The 21,262-nt window shown below is 59.1% G+C and carries 23 protein-coding genes; 5 read left to right on the forward strand and 18 right to left on the reverse strand.

The annotated features are described in order from the left end of the window. Positions 1-75: 75 nt before the first annotated feature. Positions 76-2,637 carry a DNA mismatch repair protein MutS gene (gene mutS / locus VZP09_RS15550; protein WP_004151059.1) on the forward strand — a complete coding sequence of 854 codons (2,562 nt, stop codon included), beginning with the start codon at positions 76-78 and terminating at the stop codon, positions 2,635-2,637. A 119-nt stretch (positions 2,638-2,756) separates the two neighbouring features. Here mutS and VZP09_RS15555 read toward each other — a convergent pair whose 3' ends face one another. The 4 genes from VZP09_RS15555 to VZP09_RS15570 form a co-directional block, all read right to left on the reverse strand. After that, positions 2,757-2,909 carry a Hok/Gef family protein gene (locus tag VZP09_RS15555; protein ID WP_021440632.1) on the reverse strand — a complete coding sequence of 51 codons (153 nt, stop codon included), beginning with the start codon at positions 2,907-2,909 and terminating at the stop codon, positions 2,757-2,759. Positions 2,910-3,247: 338 nt separating this feature from the next. Next, positions 3,248-3,484, reverse strand: a complete 237-nt coding sequence (locus tag VZP09_RS15560) for a non-oxidative hydroxyarylic acid decarboxylases subunit D (protein ID WP_328795262.1) — start codon at positions 3,482-3,484, stop codon at positions 3,248-3,250. A gap of 10 nt (positions 3,485-3,494) precedes the next feature. Next, a complete protein-coding gene (locus VZP09_RS15565) occupies positions 3,495-4,922 on the reverse strand; it encodes a non-oxidative hydroxyarylic acid decarboxylases subunit C (RefSeq protein ID WP_023285499.1) in 1,428 nt (475 codons plus the stop codon). Further along, a complete protein-coding gene (locus tag VZP09_RS15570; RefSeq protein WP_019704794.1) occupies positions 4,922-5,515 on the reverse strand; it encodes a non-oxidative hydroxyarylic acid decarboxylases subunit B in 594 nt (197 codons plus the stop codon). Before VZP09_RS15570 ends, VZP09_RS15565 begins: the two co-directional genes overlap by 1 nt. Before the next feature lie 173 nt (positions 5,516-5,688). On the opposite strand from VZP09_RS15570, the gene VZP09_RS15575 reads away from it, so the two are divergent. Continuing rightward, the gene (locus VZP09_RS15575) at positions 5,689-6,096 is read left to right on the forward strand and encodes a MarR family winged helix-turn-helix transcriptional regulator (protein ID WP_002915102.1); all 408 of its coding nucleotides are present in this window, start codon (positions 5,689-5,691) and stop codon (positions 6,094-6,096) included. A gap of 8 nt (positions 6,097-6,104) precedes the next feature. Here VZP09_RS15575 and VZP09_RS15580 read toward each other — a convergent pair whose 3' ends face one another. Beyond that, positions 6,105-6,992 (reverse strand): LysR family transcriptional regulator, encoded by an 888-nt coding sequence (locus tag VZP09_RS15580; RefSeq protein WP_032415452.1) that lies wholly within the window; start codon positions 6,990-6,992, stop codon positions 6,105-6,107. Between the two features lie 108 nt (positions 6,993-7,100). On the opposite strand from VZP09_RS15580, the gene VZP09_RS15585 reads away from it, so the two are divergent. After that, positions 7,101-8,303, forward strand: coding sequence for an MFS transporter (locus VZP09_RS15585; RefSeq protein WP_004210571.1), 1,203 nt, complete (start codon positions 7,101-7,103; stop codon positions 8,301-8,303). Next, a complete protein-coding gene (locus tag VZP09_RS15590; protein ID WP_004900191.1) occupies positions 8,300-8,677 on the forward strand; it encodes a hypothetical protein in 378 nt (125 codons plus the stop codon). Before VZP09_RS15585 ends, VZP09_RS15590 begins: the two co-directional genes overlap by 4 nt. A gap of 52 nt (positions 8,678-8,729) precedes the next feature. Here the strand turns inward: VZP09_RS15590 and rpoS are convergent, their stop codons facing one another. From rpoS to cysG, 13 genes are all read right to left on the reverse strand, one after another. Next, complete coding sequence (gene rpoS / locus VZP09_RS15595; RefSeq protein ID WP_002915106.1) at positions 8,730-9,722, reverse strand: RNA polymerase sigma factor RpoS; 993 nt, start codon at positions 9,720-9,722, stop codon at positions 8,730-8,732. A 157-nt stretch (positions 9,723-9,879) separates the two neighbouring features. Continuing rightward, positions 9,880-11,016, reverse strand: coding sequence for a murein hydrolase activator NlpD (nlpD, locus tag VZP09_RS15600; RefSeq protein ID WP_032415453.1), 1,137 nt, complete (start codon positions 11,014-11,016; stop codon positions 9,880-9,882). Between the two features lie 125 nt (positions 11,017-11,141). Continuing rightward, positions 11,142-11,768, reverse strand: coding sequence for a protein-L-isoaspartate(D-aspartate) O-methyltransferase (locus tag VZP09_RS15605; RefSeq protein ID WP_002915108.1), 627 nt, complete (start codon positions 11,766-11,768; stop codon positions 11,142-11,144). Beyond that, on the reverse strand, positions 11,762-12,523 hold the full coding sequence (surE, locus tag VZP09_RS15610; protein WP_004174648.1) for a 5'/3'-nucleotidase SurE: 762 nt from the start codon (positions 12,521-12,523) through the stop codon (positions 11,762-11,764). Before surE ends, VZP09_RS15605 begins: the two co-directional genes overlap by 7 nt. Then, the gene (gene truD / locus VZP09_RS15615; protein ID WP_004174647.1) at positions 12,504-13,553 is read right to left on the reverse strand and encodes a tRNA pseudouridine(13) synthase TruD; all 1,050 of its coding nucleotides are present in this window, start codon (positions 13,551-13,553) and stop codon (positions 12,504-12,506) included. Before truD ends, surE begins: the two co-directional genes overlap by 20 nt. Then, positions 13,550-14,029, reverse strand: a complete 480-nt coding sequence (gene ispF / locus VZP09_RS15620; RefSeq protein ID WP_002915113.1) for a 2-C-methyl-D-erythritol 2,4-cyclodiphosphate synthase — start codon at positions 14,027-14,029, stop codon at positions 13,550-13,552. The genes truD and ispF overlap by 4 nt, the downstream gene beginning before the upstream one ends. After that, entirely contained in the window at positions 14,029-14,739 is a 711-nt protein-coding gene (gene ispD / locus VZP09_RS15625) for a 2-C-methyl-D-erythritol 4-phosphate cytidylyltransferase (RefSeq protein ID WP_004174645.1), read from the reverse strand. Before ispD ends, ispF begins: the two co-directional genes overlap by 1 nt. 19 nt (positions 14,740-14,758) lie before the next feature. Continuing rightward, a complete protein-coding gene (gene ftsB / locus VZP09_RS15630) occupies positions 14,759-15,076 on the reverse strand; it encodes a cell division protein FtsB (protein WP_002915156.1) in 318 nt (105 codons plus the stop codon). A 140-nt stretch (positions 15,077-15,216) separates the two neighbouring features. Then, positions 15,217-15,543 (reverse strand): DUF3561 family protein, encoded by a 327-nt coding sequence (locus VZP09_RS15635; protein WP_002915157.1) that lies wholly within the window; start codon positions 15,541-15,543, stop codon positions 15,217-15,219. A gap of 50 nt (positions 15,544-15,593) precedes the next feature. Next, positions 15,594-16,199 carry an adenylyl-sulfate kinase gene (cysC, locus tag VZP09_RS15640; RefSeq protein WP_328795263.1) on the reverse strand — a complete coding sequence of 202 codons (606 nt, stop codon included), beginning with the start codon at positions 16,197-16,199 and terminating at the stop codon, positions 15,594-15,596. Beyond that, on the reverse strand, positions 16,199-17,626 hold the full coding sequence (gene cysN, locus VZP09_RS15645) for a sulfate adenylyltransferase subunit CysN (RefSeq protein WP_014907017.1): 1,428 nt from the start codon (positions 17,624-17,626) through the stop codon (positions 16,199-16,201). The genes cysC and cysN overlap by 1 nt, the downstream gene beginning before the upstream one ends. Positions 17,627-17,635: 9 nt before the next feature. Then, the gene (gene cysD, locus VZP09_RS15650; RefSeq protein WP_328795264.1) at positions 17,636-18,544 is read right to left on the reverse strand and encodes a sulfate adenylyltransferase subunit CysD; all 909 of its coding nucleotides are present in this window, start codon (positions 18,542-18,544) and stop codon (positions 17,636-17,638) included. 9 nt (positions 18,545-18,553) lie between these two features. Then, on the reverse strand, positions 18,554-19,960 hold the full coding sequence (gene cysG / locus VZP09_RS15655; RefSeq protein ID WP_072198726.1) for a siroheme synthase CysG: 1,407 nt from the start codon (positions 19,958-19,960) through the stop codon (positions 18,554-18,556). 246 nt (positions 19,961-20,206) lie between these two features. On the opposite strand from cysG, the gene VZP09_RS15660 reads away from it, so the two are divergent. Beyond that, positions 20,207-21,253 carry an aminopeptidase gene (locus VZP09_RS15660; protein WP_004174643.1) on the forward strand — a complete coding sequence of 349 codons (1,047 nt, stop codon included), beginning with the start codon at positions 20,207-20,209 and terminating at the stop codon, positions 21,251-21,253. Positions 21,254-21,262: the final 9 nt, after the last annotated feature.

The following is a 21,262-nucleotide window of genomic DNA, read 5'->3' on the forward strand; positions in this document are numbered from 1 at the left end:
ATGTCTCATCCATGTGATAACGACGACAACTACAAAATCGCAGCCATTTCAAATCAGGGATCTGGATAACACCCCATGAGCACAATTGACAATCTCGACGCCCACACGCCGATGATGCAGCAGTATCTCAAGCTAAAGGCGCAACATCCTGACATTCTGCTGTTTTACCGGATGGGGGATTTTTACGAGCTATTTTATGACGATGCGAAACGCGCCTCGCAGTTGCTCGATATCTCGCTGACCAAGCGCGGCGCCTCCGCGGGCGAACCGATACCCATGGCCGGCATCCCCCACCACGCCGTAGAGAACTACCTCGCCAAACTGGTCAATCAGGGCGAGTCGGTGGCCATTTGCGAGCAGATTGGCGACCCAGCCACCACCAAGGGGCCGGTCGAGCGTAAAGTGGTGCGTATCGTCACCCCGGGCACCATTAGCGATGAAGCGCTGCTGCAGGAGCGCCAGGACAACCTGCTGGCCGCCATCTGGCAGGACAGCAAAGGCTTCGGCTACGCGACGCTGGATATCAGCTCCGGGCGCTTTCGCCTGAGCGAACCGGCCGACCGCGAAACCATGGCGGCAGAGCTGCAACGCACCAACCCGGCGGAACTGCTGTATGCGGAAGATTTTGCCGAATCGTCGCTGATCGAGGGCCGCCGCGGTCTGCGCCGTCGCCCGCTGTGGGAATTTGAAATCGACACCGCACGCCAGCAGCTAAACCTGCAGTTCGGCACCCGCGATCTGGTCGGCTTCGGCGTCGAAAACGCCCCGCGCGGCCTGTGCGCCGCCGGCTGCCTGCTGCAGTATGTCAAAGATACCCAACGTACCTCGCTGCCGCACATCCGCTCCATCACCATGGAACGCCAGCAGGACAGCATCATTATGGATGCCGCCACCCGCCGTAACCTCGAGATCACCCAGAATCTGGCCGGCGGCACCGACAACACCCTGGCCTCGGTACTCGACTGTACGGTGACGCCGATGGGTAGCCGGATGCTCAAGCGCTGGCTGCATATGCCGGTCCGCGATACCGCCGTACTGGTGGAGCGCCAGCAGACCATCGGCGCGCTGCAGGAGCGCTATACCGAGCTGCAGCCGGTGCTGCGCCAGGTCGGCGATCTGGAGCGTATTCTGGCGCGTCTGGCGCTGCGTACCGCCCGGCCGCGCGATCTTGCCCGCATGCGTCATGCCCTGCAGCAACTGCCTCTGCTGCGTGAGCTGCTGGCCGACGTTGACAGTCAGCCGGTGCAAAAATTGCGCGAGAAAATGGGCGAGTTCACCGAACTGCGCGAACTGCTGGAGCGCGCGGTGATCGACGCCCCGCCGGTGCTGGTCCGCGACGGCGGGGTCATCGCCCCGGGCTATAGCGAAGAGTTGGACGAGTGGCGAGCGCTGGCCGATGGCGCCACCGATTATCTCGATAAGCTGGAGATCCGCGAGCGCGAGCGGCTGGGCCTCGATACCCTGAAAGTCGGCTACAACGCCGTCCACGGCTACTACATCCAGATCAGCCGCGGCCAGAGCCACCTCGCGCCGATCCACTACGTGCGCCGCCAGACGCTGAAGAACGCCGAACGCTACATTATTCCTGAGCTGAAGGAATACGAAGATAAGGTGCTGACCTCCAAGGGCAAAGCGCTGGCGCTGGAAAAACAGCTTTATGACGAACTGTTCGACCTGCTGCTGCCGCATCTCGCCGATCTGCAAACCAGCGCCAGCGCGCTGGCCGAGCTGGACGTGCTGGTCAACCTGGCAGAACGTGCGGAAACCCTGAACTACTGCTGCCCGACCTTTAGCGATAAGCCAGGCATTCGCATTAGCGAAGGCCGCCATCCGGTGGTCGAGCAGGTGCTGAAAGAGCCGTTTATCGCTAACCCGCTGCAGCTGGCGCCGCAGCGGCGGATGCTGATCATTACCGGGCCGAACATGGGCGGTAAAAGTACCTATATGCGCCAGACCGCGCTGATTGCGCTACTGGCCTATATCGGCAGCTACGTCCCGGCGCAGAAGGTGGAGATCGGGCCCATCGATCGCATCTTCACCCGCGTCGGCGCGGCGGATGACCTGGCCAGCGGCCGCTCGACCTTTATGGTGGAGATGACTGAAACCGCCAATATCCTGCACAATGCCACCGAGCATAGCCTGGTGCTGATGGATGAGATTGGCCGCGGCACGTCCACCTACGATGGGCTATCGCTGGCGTGGGCCTGTGCGGAAAATCTGGCCAACAAAATCAAGGCGCTGACCCTGTTCGCCACCCACTACTTCGAGCTCACCCAGCTGCCGGAGAAAATGGAAGGCGTCGCCAACGTCCACCTCGATGCGCTGGAGCACGGCGATACCATCGCCTTTATGCACAGCGTGCAGGACGGCGCGGCCAGCAAGAGCTATGGCCTGGCGGTCGCCGCGCTGGCGGGGGTGCCGAAAGAGGTGATCAAGCGCGCGCGGCAGAAACTGCGCGAGCTGGAGAGTATCTCGCCCAACGCGGCGGCGACCCAGGTCGACGGCACGCAGATGTCGCTACTCGCCGCCCCGGAAGAGACCTCGCCTGCGGTTGAGGCGCTGGAGAATCTTGATCCGGACTCCCTGACCCCGCGTCAGGCGCTGGAGTGGATCTACCGTCTGAAAAGCCTGGTCTAGCCACCCATTAAGGTGAAAAACGGCAGCGCTGTGAAGCGCTGCCGTTTTAGTAAACAAAAAAATGGGTGCTAGAGGATGCGTCCTGACAACCCATACGCGGGGTTGCCCCCGCGCGGATGCTACTTCTCCGATTCGTAAGCGAGAACAGCTTTAAACTCAATATTACGCTCTTTAATACTCAGCTCGCATAGTGAGCTGTGCACCAACAGCGTAAATCCCAGTACCGTAATACAGAGTACGATGATTGCCACAAGGGCATATTTTGTCAGCATATCTTGCCTCCCTGCAAAGAAGAGACTAACATCTGAATTGTCTATGTTCATTCGCTAGCCTCAGTTGATAGAAATATCTCCTGGGGCTTTCGTCTGTCTGGGGTCCTGGTAATGCTCAAGGCCAGACAGCCTCAAGCACCCGCCGCAATTCTACACTCGTCAGGGCGTGAAATTTATCTGCAAGGAATTAATCAGACGAATTTTATAATAATCTGGATGCAGGCTCGCAAAGTCATCCCGGTATATTAAACCTTCACGTAATTTTTTAATTTAATGAAAAAATAATTTCCATAATTGTACTAAATATAAAAAAGGCCCGACTTAGCGGGCCCCTTTCATTAACGCTTATCTTCCGGCAATAGCGGCGGTACGTGCGGCACCTGCGGCGCCTCATCGATATCTTTCTGCGTCATGCGGAACGCTTCCGGATAGTGTTCGCGGCTGGTGCGGCGCAGCGGCTCGGTATCTCGCCAGGTGTAAAGACAGTTCTGGCACTGATACACGGTCCAGACCCCTTTCACCGGCGAGGTCGCCATGACTTCAATCTTTTCATCGGCGCAACGTGGACAAATCATCTTCTTCTCCTTATTTACGGTTGGCCAGCATAGCGGTCAGTTTTTCAGCCCAGGCTTTGGTTTCCGGCAGATCCTGCACCGGCTGGCTGTAGTGACCGCGAAGGTCCGGCGCAACCGGGGTGGTGGCGTCGATAATCAGTTTGTCGGTAATGCCTGCCGGGCTGGAGCCTGGGTCAAGTTCAAGGACCGACATGTTCGGCAACTGCACCAGGTCTCCCGCCGGGTTAACCTTCGAGGAGAGCGCCCACATCACCTGCGGCAGGTTGAACGGGTCGACGTCTTCATCAACCATGATCACCATCTTCACATAGCCGAGGCCGTGGGGAGTGGTCATCGCCCGCAGGCCCACCGCGCGGGCAAAACCGCCGTAGCGTTTTTTGGTGGAGATGATCGCCAGCAGACCATGGGTGTACATGGCGTTGACCGCCTGCACCTCCGGAAATTCGGCCTTCAGCTGCTGATACAGCGGTACGCAGGTCGCCGGGCCCATCAGATAGTCAATCTCGGTCCACGGCATACCGAGGTAGAGCGATTCAAAAATCGGTTTGCTGCGATAAGAGACTTTGTCGATACGCACTACCGTCATGTTACGACCGCCGGAGTAGTGACCGGTAAATTCACCGAACGGCCCCTCGATCTCACGCTTACGCCCTTCAATGACCCCTTCGAGGATCACTTCCGAACCCCAGGGCACGTCAAAGCCGGTCAGCGGCGCGGTAGCGATGGGATACGGGCTCTCGCGCAGCGCGCCAGCCATCTCATATTCAGACTGATCGTATTTCAGCGGCGTGGCGCCCATTAGGGTAATAATCGGGTCGTTACCGAGGGTAATGGCGATCGGCAGATCTTCCCCACGCTCTTCCGCTTTGTGCAGATGCAGCGCGATATCGTGCATCGGTACCGGCTGCAGGCCGAGCTTGCGCTTGCCTTTCACTTCCATGCGGTAGATACCGACGTTTTGCTTACCGAAGTTATCTTTATCCAGCGGATCGCGTGAAACGACACAGGCTTTATCGAGGTAGAAACCGCCGTCACCATCATTGAGGCGGAACAGCGGCAGAATATCGAACAGGTTGATATCATCGCCATCAACAGTATTTTCTTCCCACGCCGGGTTGGCGCGGCGCTCTGGCGTCACCGGGAAGTTATCCCAGCGGCGAATGAACTCATCAATCTGCTTTTTCACCGGCGTGTTAGGCGGCAGGCCCAGCGAGATGGCATGGTTCTGCCACGAGCCGATGGTGTTCATCGTCACGCGAGCGTCGTTAAAGCCGCGAATATTATCGAACCACAGCGCCGGGGCACCGTCGCCGATGCGTCCGGTCGCATTGGCGGCCGCCGCCAGATCGGGCTCAGCGTTCACCTCTTCGCTGATTTTCAGCAGTTGTCCCTGGTCATCCAGCGCCTGCAAAAAGCTGCGCAAATCATCAAAAGCCATTATTCGATCTCCTGTGCAAATTGTTCTGCCGTGCGCAAGCCGTTCCAGCGGCGCGCTTTGTGATAGTCGAGGCCAAACTGATCCAGCACCCGGGTGACGATATGATTGGTGATATCGTCAACCGTCTCCGGGTGGTTGTAGTAAGCTGGCATCGGCGGGACCATCGCCACGCCCATGCGGGACAGCGCCAGCATGTTCTCCAGATGGATCGTGCTGAGCGGCATTTCCCGCGGGACCAACACCAGCTTGCGCCCCTCTTTGAGCACCACGTCCGCCGCGCGGCCCACCAGCCCTTCGGCATAACCCGCGCGAATGCCTGCAAGCGTTTTCATACTGCAGGGAATAACGATCATGCCGTCGGTACGAAATGAACCGGATGAGATGGTGGCGGCCTGGTCTGCCGGGCTGTGGGAAAAGTCCGCCAGCGCGGCCACTTCGCGCGCCGTCCAGGGCGTTTCCAGCTCGATGGTGGTTTTGGCCCATTTCGACATCACCAGATGGGTTTCCACCTCCGGCATACCGCGCAGCGCCTGCAGCAATGCCACCCCAAGCGGTGCCCCGGTGGCCCCCGTCATCCCAATAATCAGTTTCATTCCAGACCTCATCACCTTTGTTCGTATACGAACTTTATATTTAAACTACCCCCTCCAGCCCTTATTGGCAAGATCGTTCGTATACGTGCGCATTTTTAATCAAAACGCAGAAAGGGTATAAAAAGGCGTACGAACGGCTATCATAGAGGTGACAGTTTTGTTACGGAGTATTCATGGAGTTACGAAACGAAGCATTCCACCTGCTGCGCCAGCTTTTTCAACAGCATACCGCCCGCTGGCAGCAGGCGTTGCCGGACCTGACTAAACCTCAGTATGCGGTGATGCGCTCGGTAGCGGAGCACCCCGGGATCGAACAGGTGGCGCTGATTGAAGCGGCGGTCAGCACCAAGGCTACGCTGGCGGAGATGCTCAGCCGAATGGAAGCGCGCGGCCTGGTGCGCCGGGAGCACGATCCGGCCGATAAACGCCGCCGTTTTGTCTATCTGACCGACGAAGGCGAGGCGTTGCTTAACCGTTCCATTCCGCAGGGCAATGAGGTCGATGACGAGTTTCTCGGCCGCCTGAGCGATGACGAGCGCGAGCAGTTCTCCCGGCTGGTGCACAAAATGATGGCGCCCTGAACGGGCGCTTAACCGACCTTCTCGCGCAGGAAGTCAATAAATGCCCGCACCCGGGTCGGCAAATGCTGCGAGTCGGGATAAAGGGCATACACGCCCTGCTGTGGGAAATGGTATTCCGGCAGGAGCGGCACCAGCTCCCGCTGCGCCACCTTTTTGGCTACCAGCCATGCGGGCAGCAAGGCGACGCCGCATCCCGCCAGAGCAAAGCTCATCAGCGCCGTAGCGCTATCAGCAGAAAACCGCGGCGCGCTGGCTATCGAGAAATCCACCTCTGTCTGGTGATCCGTGCGCAGCTGCCAGCGCAGCGGCGTCGGCAGGCGCTCGTGAATAATCCACTCAGCTTGCGCCAGATCGGACAGCGTCTGCACCGGATGGCTTGCCAGCCAGGCCGGAGAGGCGACGGGCAGGATCGCGAAACTGGCTATCCGCGTCGCCCGATAGCGGGAATCGGCCAGCGTACCGAGGCGTATCGCCACGTCAAATCGTTCTGAAATGAGGTCGGCATGATGGGAGGAGGAGACGTGGCGCACCCGCAGCGCCGGATGACGACAGGCGAACGCGGCCAGCGCTGGAATGATAACCTGCGCGCCATACTCCGGCGTGGTGGTGATCCGGAGCTCCCCGCTTAAGCCGCTATGGCTGGCCCGCACTTCATCCTGGAGATTTTCCGCCGCGTTCAGGAGCGCCACCCCGCGCTGATAGAACAGCACCCCGGCGTCAGTGAGCCGCAAACGCCGCGTCGAACGCAGCAGCAGCGTCACCCCCAGCTCATTTTCCAGCTGCCGTACGTTAAAGCTGACCACCGCCTTGGTCTGCCCCAGCGCCGCTGCGGCCAGGGTGAAACTGCCGGCATCTACCACGGCGATAAACATGGTCACGCGCTGAAGATTAAGCATCGTCGTCCGGATGATTGTCAAAAATATTCAGACAGTATATCCCGATTAGTCCCGTTTATCCCTCGCTGCGGCAGGTTTACAGTAGCCGCCTGTCTGAGGGAGTGAACCATGACCTACCGCCACCGCGTTGCCACCGTTTTTCTGTTCGGCTTTTTTCTCGATTTGATCAATATGTTTATCGCCAGCATCGCCTTTCCGGCAATCAGCCGCGCGCTGGCGGTTTCCGTCTCGCAGCTGGCGTGGGTCAGTAATGCCTATATTCTCGGTCTGACGGTCGTTGTGCCGTTCAGCGCCTGGCTCAGCGAGCGCTGGGGGGCGAAACGGCTGTTTTTACTCTCGCTGGGGCTGTTCAGCCTCGGCGCGCTGGCGGCAGGGCTTGCCAACAGCCTGAGCGAACTGATTTTATGGCGGACGCTGCAGGGGATGGGCGGCGGGCTGTTAATCCCCCTCGGCCAGGCGCTGACGTGGCCGCTGTTTCAGCCGCATGAGCGGGCGAAGCTGTCGGCGGCGGTGATGCTGGTCGGCCTGCTGGCCCCCGCCTGCTCGCCGGCGATCGGCGGCCTGTTAGTCGAGGCGTTCAGTTGGCGCTGGGTCTTTTTCGCCAGCCTGCCTGTCGCTCTGCTAACCTTTGTGCTGGCGGTGCGATGGCTGAACGACACCCCCGGTCCGGTTCGCCCGACTCGCTTTCTTCCACTGTCGCTGCTGGCCGATCCCCTGCTGCGCTTCGCGATGCTGATCTACCTCTGCGTGCCGGGGATGTTTATTGGCGTCAACGTGGTGGGGATGTACTACCTGCAACGCGTCACCGGGATGGCGCCGGGGGCAATCGGTGCCCTGATGGTGCCCTGGTCGCTGGCCTCGTTTGCCGCCATCACCTTTACCGGCAGATATTTCAACCGCTTCGGGCCCCGGCCGCTGGTCGTCATCGGCTGCCTGCTTCAGGCGATGGGGATCATGCTGCTGCTGAAGATCGATGCGGACAGCCCGCTGGCGCTGTTGATTCTGGCCTTTACGCTGATGGGCGGCGGAGGCAGCTTATGCAGCAGCACCGCGCAAAGCAGCGCTTTCCTGCATACGCCTGCCGAAGAGATGCCTGACGCCAGCGCGCTATGGAATCTTAACCGCCAGCTCAGCTTCTTTGCCGGCAGCGCCCTGCTCGCCCTGCTGCTGAGGGTATTCCCGCCGGCCTACGCCTGGCAGGGGGTATTTATCAGCGCCGCCGTCATTACCCTGTTGCCGCTGCTGTTTTGCCTGCGGCTGAATAATCGGGCGATTATCCATCGCCTGCACACCACTCTGGAGAAGTCATGAATCCTTATCTGCAGGAAGTCCTCGATGCCCATGTCCTTATCGAACGCTGGTTAAGCCATGGCGAAGGAAGCGCTGAGGCGCTGATGAAGCGTTTTGCCGCCGATTTTACCATGATCCCCTTGAGCGGTGAGAAGATGGACTACCCAACGGTGAGCCATTTTTTCCACCACGCCGGCGGCAGCCGTCCGGGGTTAGATATCGTAGTGGATCAGATGGAAATCATCAGCGAGTGGCACGACGGCGCCGCAGTGCTATATCGTGAAAGCCAAACGCTGGCGGATAGCAGCCAGAACGTTCGCTGGTCGACGGCGATTTTTCAGCAAGCGGAAGGGAAAATCGTCTGGCGCCATCTGCAGGAAACCCGCCTCGGCTAGCCCAAAGAAAAAGGCCCCGACTTTCGAGGGGGCCTTTTTGACAGAAAACGTCTTATTCGCGGAAGAGCGCTTCGATATTCAGCCCCTGTCCCTGCAGAATTTCCCGCAGGCGACGCAGACCTTCCACCTGGATCTGCCGCACGCGTTCGCGGGTCAGGCCAATTTCACGGCCCACATCCTCCAGCGTGGCAGCTTCATAACCCAGCAGACCAAAACGACGTGCCAGAACTTCACGCTGCTTGGCGTTCAGTTCAAACAGCCATTTGACGATACTTTGCTTCATATCATCGTCCTGCGTGGTGTCTTCCGGGCCGTTCTCTTTCTCATCGGCCAGAATATCCAGCAGCGCTTTTTCTGAATCGCCACCCAGCGGAGTATCCACGGAGGTGATGCGCTCGTTCAGACGCAGCATACGGCTGACGTCATCGACCGGTTTGTCCAGCTGTTCGGCGATCTCTTCCGCGCTAGGCTCGTGGTCCAGCTTATGGGACAACTCGCGCGCGGTACGCAGATAGACGTTCAGCTCTTTAACAATATGGATCGGCAAACGGATCGTACGGGTTTGGTTCATGATCGCCCGTTCAATAGTCTGGCGGATCCACCAGGTCGCGTAGGTCGAAAAACGGAACCCACGTTCCGGGTCAAACTTCTCAACGGCGCGGATCAGGCCGAGGTTACCTTCTTCAATCAGATCCAGCAGCGCCAGACCACGATTGCTGTAACGACGGGCAATCTTCACCACCAGACGCAAGTTACTTTCAATCATGCGACGGCGTGAAGCGACATCACCACGCAGTGCGCGACGCGCGAAATAGACTTCCTCTTCCGCGGTCAGCAGTGGGGAATAACCAATCTCTCCAAGATAAAGCTGAGTGGCGTCAAGTACGCGCTGGGTTGCGCCTTGCGACAGCAGCTCTTCCTCAGCCAGATCGCTATCACTGGGTTCCTCTTCTACTAAGGCTTTCTCGTCGAAAACCTCAATTCCGTTCTCATCAAATTCCGCGTCTTCATTTAAATCATGAACTTTCAGCGTATTCTGACTCATAAAGGTGGCTCCTACCCGTGATCCCTGAGCAAAGCACCTTCCACGGCACATCAACAAACGACGCCTGGACGATTTCCCCTGCCCTCTCTGCGAGAGGAACGTAGACACCGCCCTGGCGCCTGTTAGCTGATGCTTCGCTTATCCGTACTTTGCCAAATTATCGCTGCGGTAAGTACTGCAGCGGGTTGACGGATTTCCCCTTGTAACGAATTTCAAAATGTAATCTTGTTGAGCTGGTTCCGGTGCTACCCATGGTAGCGATTTTCTGCCCCGCTTTGACTTCCTGTTGCTCCCGAACCAGCATGGTATCGTTATGAGCGTAGGCACTCAGGTAATCATCGTTGTGTTTGATGATAATAAGATTACCGTAGCCGCGCAGTGCGTTACCGGCATAGACGACGCGCCCATCGGCGGTCGCGACAATAGCCTGTCCCTTACTGCCTGCAATATCGATACCTTTATTGCCGCCTTCCGCGCCGCTAAAGTTCTCGATAACCTTGCCATCAGTCGGCCAGCGCCATGCTGAGATCGGCGAACTGGTTGACGTACTGCTTGCAGTCGGCTGGGTTGTGCTCACCGTTGTTGGTGCCGTCACCGGCGCGACAACCGTTGTGGTTGTAGTCGCTGGTTTATTATTAGGCAACATCTTGGTAGCACTCTGTTCACCTGAAGATTCAGAATACGTAATAGTCGGTTGTGAAGCAACCACCGCGGTCGATTTTTGTGCAGAAGTTGTGCTGGTCGTCGCACCGCCGCTCGCTCTTGCGCTGGCCTGAGAAACGGCGTTTTCGCCGGTGATCGGCTGGCCTGAGGCGTTACCGACCTGCAGTACCTGCCCCACGTTCAGCGCGTACGGGGCCGGGATATTGTTGCGTTGCGCCAGGTCGCGGAAATCGTTGCCGGTGACCCAGGCGATATAGAATAGCGTGTCGCCGCGTTTTACCGTATAGGTACTGCCGCCGGTATAGCTACCTTTCGGAATATCGCCATATTTGCGGTTGTAAACGATCCTGCCATTTACCGTCTGTACCGGCTCCTGCGCCACCGGCGCCGGCTGCGGCTGAATGCTCTGGGTCTGCATCGGCTGAATCGGCTGCGCCTGAGGAGCGGACTTGACGCCGGAGGGTGGCGGCGTAATCAGCATGCCGGAGTTGGTGCTGGAAGAGGCGGCGCCGCCGGCAGAGCTAACCGGCGCAGGCGGATTATTGGTGTTGGTACACCCGGCCAGCCAGAGTGAAACCAGTGAAAGAGCCGCAATACGGCTGACGGTAAATTTGGTGCTTCCCGCGCTCATTTATCCCCCAGGAATATGTTAACTGCCAATATCTTGCTTACCGGGCGGCGCCCGGCCAGGACACTGAAAAATGTGTCCACCCTACGCCTAAAGTCAGGCAAAAAAAACCTGGAATAATCCGGGTCTCAGGCCAGCTCCCCCTTCACCAGGGGAACAAAGCGAACGGCCTCGACGGTATCAATGATAAATTCGTTGCCCCGACGACGGATCCGTTTGAGAAACTGATGCTCTTCGCCGACCGGCAGCACCAGCACGCCGTCATCATCCAGCTGCGCCAGCAGCGCGGTCGGTATTTCCGGCGGCGCCGCCGTCACAATAATGGCATCAAACGGCGCCCGCGCCTGCCAACCTTGCCACCCATCGCCATGACGGGTTGAAACATTATGTAAATCAAGTTGTTTCAGGCGACGACGCGCCTGCCACTGTAAACTCTTAATTCGCTCTACCGAGCATACGTGATGCACCAGATGCGCCAGGATGGCCGTCTGGTAGCCGGAACCGGTGCCGATCTCCAGCACCCGCGACTCCGGCGTCAGCGTCAGCAGCTCGGTCATCCGCGCCACCATATACGGCTGGGAGATGGTCTGCCCCTGGCCAATCGGCAGCGCGGTGTTTTCCCACGCTTTATGTTCAAAGGCTTCATCAACAAACTTTTCGCGCGGGACCAGCGCGATCGCCTCGAGGACACGTTCATCGACGATGCCCTGCGTGCGCAGTTGATTCAACAAACTTTCAACACGTTTACTTACCATTGCCTGTCAACCCCGACACGTTCCAGCCAATCGGTGACCACCTCATGCGCCTGATGGGCGGTTAAATCGACGTGCAATGGCGTCACGGAAACATAGCCTTCATCCACTGCCGCAAAATCGGTGCCCGGCCCGGCATCGCGCTTATCGCCCGGCGGACCAATCCAGTACAGGGTGTTGCCGCGAGGATCTTGTTGCGGGATCACCTGGTCGGCCGGATGGCGGTTGCCGCAGCGGGTCACGCGAATGCCCTTGATTTGATCAAGCGGGAGATCCGGCACGTTGATGTTAAGGATCCGCCCGGTACGCAGCGGCTCGCGGCTTAAGGCGCGCAGAATGGTGCAGGTTACCGCCGCGGCGGTATCGTAATGCTGATAGCCGTTCAGCGACACGGCCAGCGCGGGGAACCCCAGATGACGGCCTTCCATCGCCGCGGCCACGGTGCCGGAATAGATGACGTCGTCGCCCAGGTTGGGGCCGGCATTAATGCCGGAAACTACGATGTCCGGACGCGGGCGCATCAGCGCGTTCACGCCGAGATAGACACAGTCGGTCGGGGTGCCCATCTGGACGGCGATGTCGCCATTTTCAAAGGTAAACGTACGCAGGGACGATTCCAGCGTCAGCGAATTTGAGGCCCCGCTGCGGTTACGATCGGGTGCAACCACCTGGACCTCGGCAAACTCCCTTAAGGCCTTCGCCAGGGTCTGTATCCCCGGCGCATGGATCCCGTCATCGTTACTCAGCAATATTCGCATAGTCACCCGTTGTATTGATAAGCTCCCTGACCACGCTGGTGGCGAAGCTGCCCGCCGGCAGCCAGAAACGCAGTTCAACGGTTACGTCATCCCACCAGTTCCAGCTGAGCCGCTGTGGATAGAGAAGCATCGCCCGGCGCGCCGCCTCGACTTTCTCCCGCACCAGCAGCGCCTGTAACGCGGTTTCCTCGGCGATCGCGGCCTGCTCGAAAGCCAGGGCGTCGCGCTGGCTTCCCCAGTCGCCGCTGCCCGGCAGCGTGGCCGTAATCATCAGTTCGCGGTTATGCACCCGCGCCTGCGAAACCTCGAGTTCTTCCGGTGTGACGACAAACCAGCTCCCGCGCCCCGCTAATTGTAGCGCATCGCCATCAACGACCTGATTAAATTCCGTTTTTTTTAATCTAATACTCACTTGCTGATTAAACAACGCGCTGCGGGCTGCCGACAACCAAAAACTGCGCTTATTGCGATCGCGCACTGGCGCGCCGCTCTCCGCCCAGCGCAGGGCACCCTGCAGGTTACTGCCGCCAATGCCGAAGCGCTGCGCGCCGAAATAGTTCGGCACTCCCCGTTCAGCGATGGCCTGCAGACGCGTCTCCACGTCCTGGCGATCGCTAATCTCGCGCAGGATCACGGTAAACTGGTTGCCTTTCAGCGCGCCTAAACGCAGCTTACGCTTATGGCGAGCATATTCCAGTACCTGGCAGCCCTCGAGCTGAAATTTGCTCAGGTCCGGCATCTCTTTGCCGGGCACCCGGGCGCACAGCCACTGCTCGGTGACCGCGTGCTTATCTTTTTGCCCGGCGAAGCTCACTTCACGGGCGTGGATCTTAAGGAATTTTGCCAGCGCGTCGGCGACAAAGCGCGTATTGCAGCCGTTTTTCAGGATCCGCACCAGCACGTGTTCGCCTTCGCCGTCCGGGGCAAAGCCCAGATCTTCCACCACCAGAAAATCTTCCGGATTGGCTTTCAGCAGCCCACTGCTCTGCGGCTTGCCGTGCAGCCAGGTCAGTTGGTCAAAGGCGATCATTTGTCGGCCTTACGCAGCAGCGCAACCGCTTCGCAGGCGATCCCTTCCCCGCGGCCGGTGAAGCCGAGCTTCTCGGTGGTGGTCGCTTTCACGTTGACGTCGTCCATATGGCAGCCGAGATCCTCAGCGATAAAGACGCGCATCTGCGGAATATGCGGCAGCATTTTCGGCGCCTGGGCAATAATCGTGACGTCGACGTTGCCGAGCGTATAGCCCCTGGCCTGAATGCGGCGCCATGCTTCGCGCAGCAGTTCGCGGCTATCGGCGCCTTTAAACGCCGGATCGGTATCGGGGAACAGCTTGCCGATATCGCCCAGCGCCGCGGCGCCAAGCAGCGCGTCGGTCAGCGCATGCAGCGCGACGTCGCCGTCGGAGTGGGCCAGCAGCCCTTTTTCATAAGGAATGCGTACCCCGCCAATGATGATTGGGCCTTCACCGCCAAAAGCGTGTACGTCAAAACCATGTCCAATTCGCATTAAGCTTTCTCCTGGTGTCGGGAACGGGTGAGGTAAAATTCAGCCAGCGCCAGGTCTTCCGGGCGCGTCACTTTAATATTATCCGCGCGTCCGGCGACCAGCTGCGGATGGAAGCCGCAGTACTCCAGCGCCGAGGCTTCATCGGTGATAGTGGCACCCTCGTTTAGCGCGCGAGTGAGGCAATCCACCAGCAGCTCGCGAGGGAAAAGTTGCGGGGTGAGCGCATGCCACAGGTCATTGCGGTCGACGGTATGGGCGATAGCGGTTTTGCCCGGCTCGGCGCGCTTCATGGTGTCGCGCACTGGCGCCGCAAGGATCCCGCCGACGCGGCTGGTTTCGCAGAGCGACAGCAGGCGGCTGAGGTCGTCCTGATGCAGGCAGGGGCGCGCGGCGTCATGCACCAGCACCCACTGCGCCTCCGGCAACGCCTGCAGGCCGGCGAGCACCGAATCGGCACGCTCAGCGCCGCCATCCACCACGGTAATTTGCGGATGCTGCGCCAGCGGCAGCTGGCTGAAGCGGCGATCGCCGGGGCTGACGGCAATCACCACCCGCTGGACGCGCGCATCCGCCAGCAGCGCGGCGACCGCGTGTTCGAGAATCGTTTTGTTACCGATTGAGAGATATTGTTTCGGGCATTCCGTTTGCATGCGGCGGCCGAAACCGGCTGCCGGCACCACGGCGCAAACGCCCGGAAAAGTGGCTGCCATGTTGTAATCCTGGGCCTGGTTATCGATTGTTCTGCTGTTGCCCCGATGCCTGATTGCGTTTAGACGCATCCGGTACCAGACGATAGAAGGTTTCGCCCGGGCGGGTCATGCTGAGTTCATTGCGCGCACGCTCCTCAATCGCTTCCTGCCCGCCGTTGAGGTCGTCAATTTCGGCAAACAGCTGATCGTTGCGTGCTTTTAATTTGGCGTTAGTCGCCTGCTGGGCGGTGACGTCGTCGTTAACCCGCGTGTAGTCGTGCAGGCCGTTTTTACCGAACCACAGCGAATACTGTAGCCAGACCAGCAAAGCTAATAATAGCAGCGTTAGTTTACCCATCCTGCCCCCTGAAAAACGGCATCATCATCCCAAAACTCGCCCGGGTACGCTACCGGGGCGCGCGGACGATGCCGCGTAACGCGGGGACTGTACCATATTTTTGCTGTCGATACCCATGCTTGATTCATACCAGCAACGGGTTATCCCAACAGCCAGAGGAAGAGTAGCGCAAACATCAGCCCAACGGTCAGGATGGTCGCGCTGACGCTATAGAGCAGTTTGCCATTGAGCAGAGAGTGCAGCGCAATACCGACCACCACCGCCACCGGCATCAACGCAAGGAAGAATGGCCAGGTGTAGAGGAGAAAGAAGAGTGTATTACTGCCATAGAGAAGGAAGGGAATACCCAGCGCCAGCAGCCACGAAATAAAGCCCACGGCAGCGCCCGACAAAGACCAGGTGGTCTCGTCGCCGATCGCCGGAGGCGGTTCTGAACGAATAATACTGAGGTTCTGGGTATTGCGCATATCGAATCCTGTAGACCGGGCAACCGGCACCCCTCGATGCCGCTGCCGTTTCAGGATCTGATAATATCGCTCTGTTGCAGCAGGTCTAATAGTTGGTGCACCAAATTTGTTACCAATTGTTCACCATCCAGATGAATTTCCGCCTTTTCCGGCGCCTCATAGACCGAGTCTATGCCGGTGAAATTGCGTAATTCCCCTGCCCGCGCTTTCTTATACAATCCTTTCGGATCCCGCTCCTCGCAGATGGCCAGCGGGGTATCGACGAACACTTCGATAAAGCGTCCTTCCCCGAGGCGCTCGCGCACCATCTGCCGTTCCGCACGGTGCGGAGATATAAATGCCGTCAATACCACCAGCCCGGCATCGACCATCAGCCTGGCCACTTCGCCGACGCGGCGAATGTTCTCTTTGCGATCCTCATCGCTGAATCCCAGGTCGCTNCACAGGCCATGGCGCACGTTATCGCCGTCCAGCAGATAGGTGCTGACGCCGCGCTCATGCAGGGCCTCCTCCAGCGCCCCGGCGACGGTGGATTTACCCGACCCCGAAAGGCCGGTAAACCACAGCACCACGCCGCGATGGCCGTGATGCTGTTCCCGCTGCTGTTGGGTCACAGGGTGGGCATGCCAGACGACGTTTTCGTCATGCTGGGCCATTATTGGCCTCCCAGCAGGTCGCGGGCGTCCCAGTGCGGGAAATGTTTACGGATCAGCTGGTTCAGCTCCAGCTCGAAGGCGCTGTACTGTGATGCCGAAGTCGATGCCTGCAGGTGCGGCTCGTTGACCATCCCGGCGCCGACGGTGACGTTGGTCAGGCGATCGATAAAGATAAGCCCGCCGGTCACCGGGTTTTGCTGATACGGATCCAGCACTAAAGGTTCGTCAAAGGTCAGCTCCACCAGGCCGATGCCGTTCAGCGGCAGAGACTCGACTTCACGCTGGGTCAGGTTGTTAATATCGACCTGGTAGCGGATAGCGTCGACGCGAGCGCGGGTCTTCTTGCCGGCGATTTTGATGTCGTAGCTCTGGCCCGGGGTCAGCGGCTGCTCGGCCATCCACACCACGTCGATGCTAGCGCTTTGTACCGCCGGCAGCGAGGCTTGCGCGTCAACCAGCAGGTCGCCGCGACTGATGTCGATTTCATCTTTCAGCACAAGGGTAATGGCTTCGCCGGCGGCGGCTTCCTGCAGGTCGCCGTCGAAGGTGACGATACGCGCCACGCTCGATTCGACGCCCGACGGCAGCACCTTCAGACGCTGGCCAACCTGCACGGTACCGGAGGCGACCGTGCCGGAGAAGCCGCGGAAATCAAGGTTCGGACGGTTAACATACTGCACCGGGAAGCGCAGCGGCTGGCTCTCGACCACCCGCTGGATCTCCACGGTTTCGAGGACTTCCAGCAGCGTCGGGCCACTGTACCACGGCATATTCGCGCTCTGGCTGGCGACATTATCGCCTTCCAGCGCCGACAACGGCACAAAGCGGATATCAAGGTTGCCCGGCAGCTGCTCGGCAAAGGTCAGATAATCTTCCCGGATCTCGTTGAAGCGCGCTTCGCTAAACTCGACGAGATCCATTTTGTTGACCGCCACTACCAGGTGTTTAATGCCCAGCAGCGTCGAGATGAAGCTGTGACGGCGGGTCTGGTCGAGCACGCCCTTGCGCGCATCGATCAGCAGGATCGCCAGGTCGCAGGTGGACGCGCCGGTGGCCATATTGCGCGTGTACTGCTCGTGCCCCGGGGTGTCGGCGATGATAAATTTGCGTTTTTCGGTTGAGAAGTAGCGATAGGCCACGTCGATGGTGATGCCCTGCTCGCGCTCGGCCTGCAGGCCGTCCACCAGCAGCGCCAGGTCCAGCTTTTCGCCCTGGGTGCCGTGACGCTTGCTGTCGTTGTGCAGCGAAGAGAGCTGGTCTTCATAGATCTGGCGCGTATCGTGCAGCAGGCGGCCAATTAAGGTGCTTTTGCCGTCATCGACGCTGCCGCAGGTCAAAAAACGCAGCAGGCTCTTGTGCTGTTGCGCGTGCAGGTAAGCTTCTACGCCGCCTTCGTTGGCAATTTGTTGGGCAATGGTCGTGTTCATGGCGGCTCCTTAGAAATACCCCTGACGTTTCTTCAGCTCCATCGAGCCGGCCTGGTCGCGGTCAATGACGCGCCCCTGACGTTCGCTGGTGGTCGATACCAGCATCTCTTCAATAATTTCGGGTAGCGTCTGCGCTTCAGACTCCACCGCGCCGGTCAGCGGCCAGCAGCCGAGGGTACGGAAACGCACCATCCGTTTTTCAATCACCTCGCCCGGCTGCAGATCGATACGGTCGTCATCGATCATCATCAGCATACCGTCGCGCTCCAGCACCGGACGCTCAGCGGCCAGATACAGCGGCACGATTTCAATATTTTCCAGATAGATGTACTGCCAGATATCCAGCTCGGTCCAGTTGGAGAGCGGGAAGACGCGGATGCTTTCGCCTTTGTTAATCTGGCCGTTGTAGTTGTGCCACAGCTCCGGACGCTGATTTTTCGGGTCCCAGCGGTGGAAGCGGTCGCGGAAGGAGTAGATGCGCTCTTTCGCGCGGGATTTCTCTTCGTCGCGACGCGCGCCGCCGAACGCGGCGTCAAAGCCGTATTTGTTCAGCGCCTGCTTCAGCCCTTCGGTTTTCATGATATCGGTATGCTTGGCGCTGCCGTGGACAAACGGGTTGATGCCCATCGCCACCCCTTCCGGGTTTTTATGCACCAGCAGTTCACAGCCGTAGGCTTTAGCGGTCCGGTCGCGGAACTCATACATCTCACGGAATTTCCAGCCGGTATCGACGTGCAGCAGCGGGAACGGCAGGGTTCCCGGATAAAACGCTTTGCGCGCCAGATGCAGCATTACGCTGGAATCTTTCCCGATGGAGTACATCATTACCGGGTTAGAAAATTCGGCGGCCACCTCACGAATAATATGGATGCTTTCCGCCTCCAGTTGCCGCAGGTGAGTGAGTCGTNTTTGGTCCATAACCGTTCCTTAAGCCAGATTGACCACCGAAGCGTTAAACCCCTCGGCGGATGATGTATGTTGAAACCAGGCGAGCTGCTGATGCAGCTGCACCACTTCGCCTACCACCAGCAGGGCGGGCATCGGGGCGTCTTTCGCCAGGTGTTCGAGTTGTTGCAATGTGCCGGTTATCGTCTGCTGATCGTCACGGGTGCCACGGGAAATTACCGCCACCGGCGTGTCGCTGTCGCGACCGTGGGCGATCAGCTGCGCGCTGATTTCCGCTGCCTTCATGGTGCCCATGTAGATCGCCAGCGTCTGTTGGCTCTTCGCCAGCAGCGACCAGTCGAAGGGGGCGCTGTCCGGCTTATAGTGGCCGGTGACAAAGACGGCGCTTTGCGCATAATCGCGATGGGTCAGCGGAATACCGGCGTAGGCTGTCGCTCCGGCGGCGGCGGTGACGCCCGGCACCACCTGGAACGGGATCCCCGCCTCGGCGGCAGCCTGCAGCTCTTCTGCGCCGCGGCCAAAAATAAACGGATCGCCGCCCTTCAGGCGCACGACGGTTTTCCCCGCCTTCGCCGCCTCCACCAGCAGCTGATTGGTTTCATGCTGCGGCACCGAATGCTCGCCGGCGCGTTTGCCAACGCAGATCAGCTCGGCATCGCGGCGCACCAGCTCGAGAACCGGCTGAGTCACCAGATGATCGTGGAAAACCACGTCCGCCTGCTGGATCGCCTGCAGACCGCGAAGGGTCAGCAGCCCGGCATCGCCCGGCCCGGCGCCGACCAGAATAATTTCTCCCGTCTCGCGTTCGGGTTTGTCGAGCTCATCCTGCAGCGCTTTTTCCGCCTCCGCAGAGTTGCCCGCCACCATCAGGCTGGCGAAGCGGCCGGTAAAGACGCGCTCCCAGAAGCGGCGACGCGCTTCGGTAGTCGTCAGGCGGGTTTTCAGATGGTTGCGCCAGTAGCTTGCTGATTCCGCCAGCCGACCGAGATTCGTCGGCAGCAGCGCTTCGATTTTTTCACGCAGAATGCGCGACAGTACCGGCGCTTTACCGCTGGAGGAGATCGCCACCAGCAGCGGCGAACGGTCGACGATAGAAGGGAAAACAAACGAGCACAGCGCCTGGTTATCCACCACGTTGACCAACCGGTAGCGCGCGTTAGCTGCCGCAAATACCCGCTGGTTAAGCACCTCATCCTCGGTGGCCGCAATCACCAGAAAGACATCATCCACCAGCGAGTCGCTGAATTCCGTCGCCCGCCAGCTGAGTGCCTGGCGCGCAGCCAGATCGGCCAGCGCCGGTGACAGCGTTTCAGCGACCACCTGCACCTGCGCCTGGGCGCGCAGCAGGAACTTGATCTTACGTTCAGCAATCTCGCCGCCGCCGATCACCAGCACGGGCCTTTGTTTCAGTTCGGCAAAAAGGGGCAAGTAATCCACGGTGCAACAACTCTCTTACATTCAGCGATACTGCGACTATAGGGTGCGCCTTAGAGCAAATGAAATTACGAAATGGAATGAGTTGTGACACAAAGGAATAACGCAGCGGAAATACAAATATCAAAAAGTGCTTAACGCGCTATTTTTCCGCTATTTAAGAGCAATTGAAATTGTTTAACCGCGGTCACAGTTTCATACTGTAGCCGTCAAATTGTCTTGTTCGTGTAAGGACCCCTTATGTTTTCCGCGTTGTGCCGCCGTCTGCTTCCGCTGGCGCTCGGCACCGGTTTTGTTTTTGCCGCCGCCCCCGCATTCAGCGCGCTGGGCGACACCGCCAGTAGCCAGGCCCGCCATATCGCCACCGTCTTCCCGGGACGAATGACCGGAACGCCGCCGGAAATGCTCTCAGCTGACTATCTGCGCCAGCAGTTCGCCCTGATGGGGTATCAGAGCGACGTGCGAAGCTTCAATACCCGCTATATCTATACCGACAGCAATCAGCGCAAGAACTGGCATAACGCCACCGGCAGTACGGTGATCGCCGCCCATGAAGGTAAAGTGCGCCAGCAGATTATTATCATGGCACACCTCGACACCTATGCGCCGCAGAGCGATAAAGACGTGGAGAACAACCTCGGCGGCCTGACGCTGCAGGGCATCGACGACAACGCGATGGGACTTGGCGTATTGCTGGAGCTGGCGGAGCATTTAAAGAACGTCCCTACCCGCTATGGCATCCGCTTTATCGCCACCAGCGGTGAAGAGGAAGGCCGTCTCGGCGCGCAAAACCTGCTGCAGCGGATGAGCGAAGCGGAAAAGAAAAATACCCTGCTGGTGATCAATCTCGATAATCTGGTGGTGGGCGATAAGCTTTACTTCAACAGCGGCCGCAGCACGCCGGCCTCGGTGCGCAAGCTGACCCGCGACCGCGCGCTGGCTATCGCTCGCAGCAAGGGCATCGCCGCCTACACCAACCCGGGACTCAATCCGGCTTATCCGAAAGGCACCAGCTGCTGCAATGACGCCAGCGTCTTCGACAACGCCGGGATCCCGGTGCTGTCGGTCGAGGCGACTAACTGGTCACTCGGCAAAAAAGATGGCTATCAGCAGCGGAGCAAATCGGCCAGTTTCCCGCAGGGAACCAGTTGGCATGACGTCCAGCTGGATAATCAGCAGTATATCGACCACGCGCTGCCCGGGCGCATCGAACACCGCGGACGCGAGGTAGTGAAAGTCATGCTGCCGCTGGTGAAAGAGCTGGCGAAGGTGGAGAAGAAAAGCTAATACGCACAA

This window comes from Klebsiella sp. EMBS2024 (assembly GCF_036233805.1).
GTDB lineage: Bacteria > Pseudomonadota > Gammaproteobacteria > Enterobacterales > Enterobacteriaceae > Klebsiella > Klebsiella pneumoniae.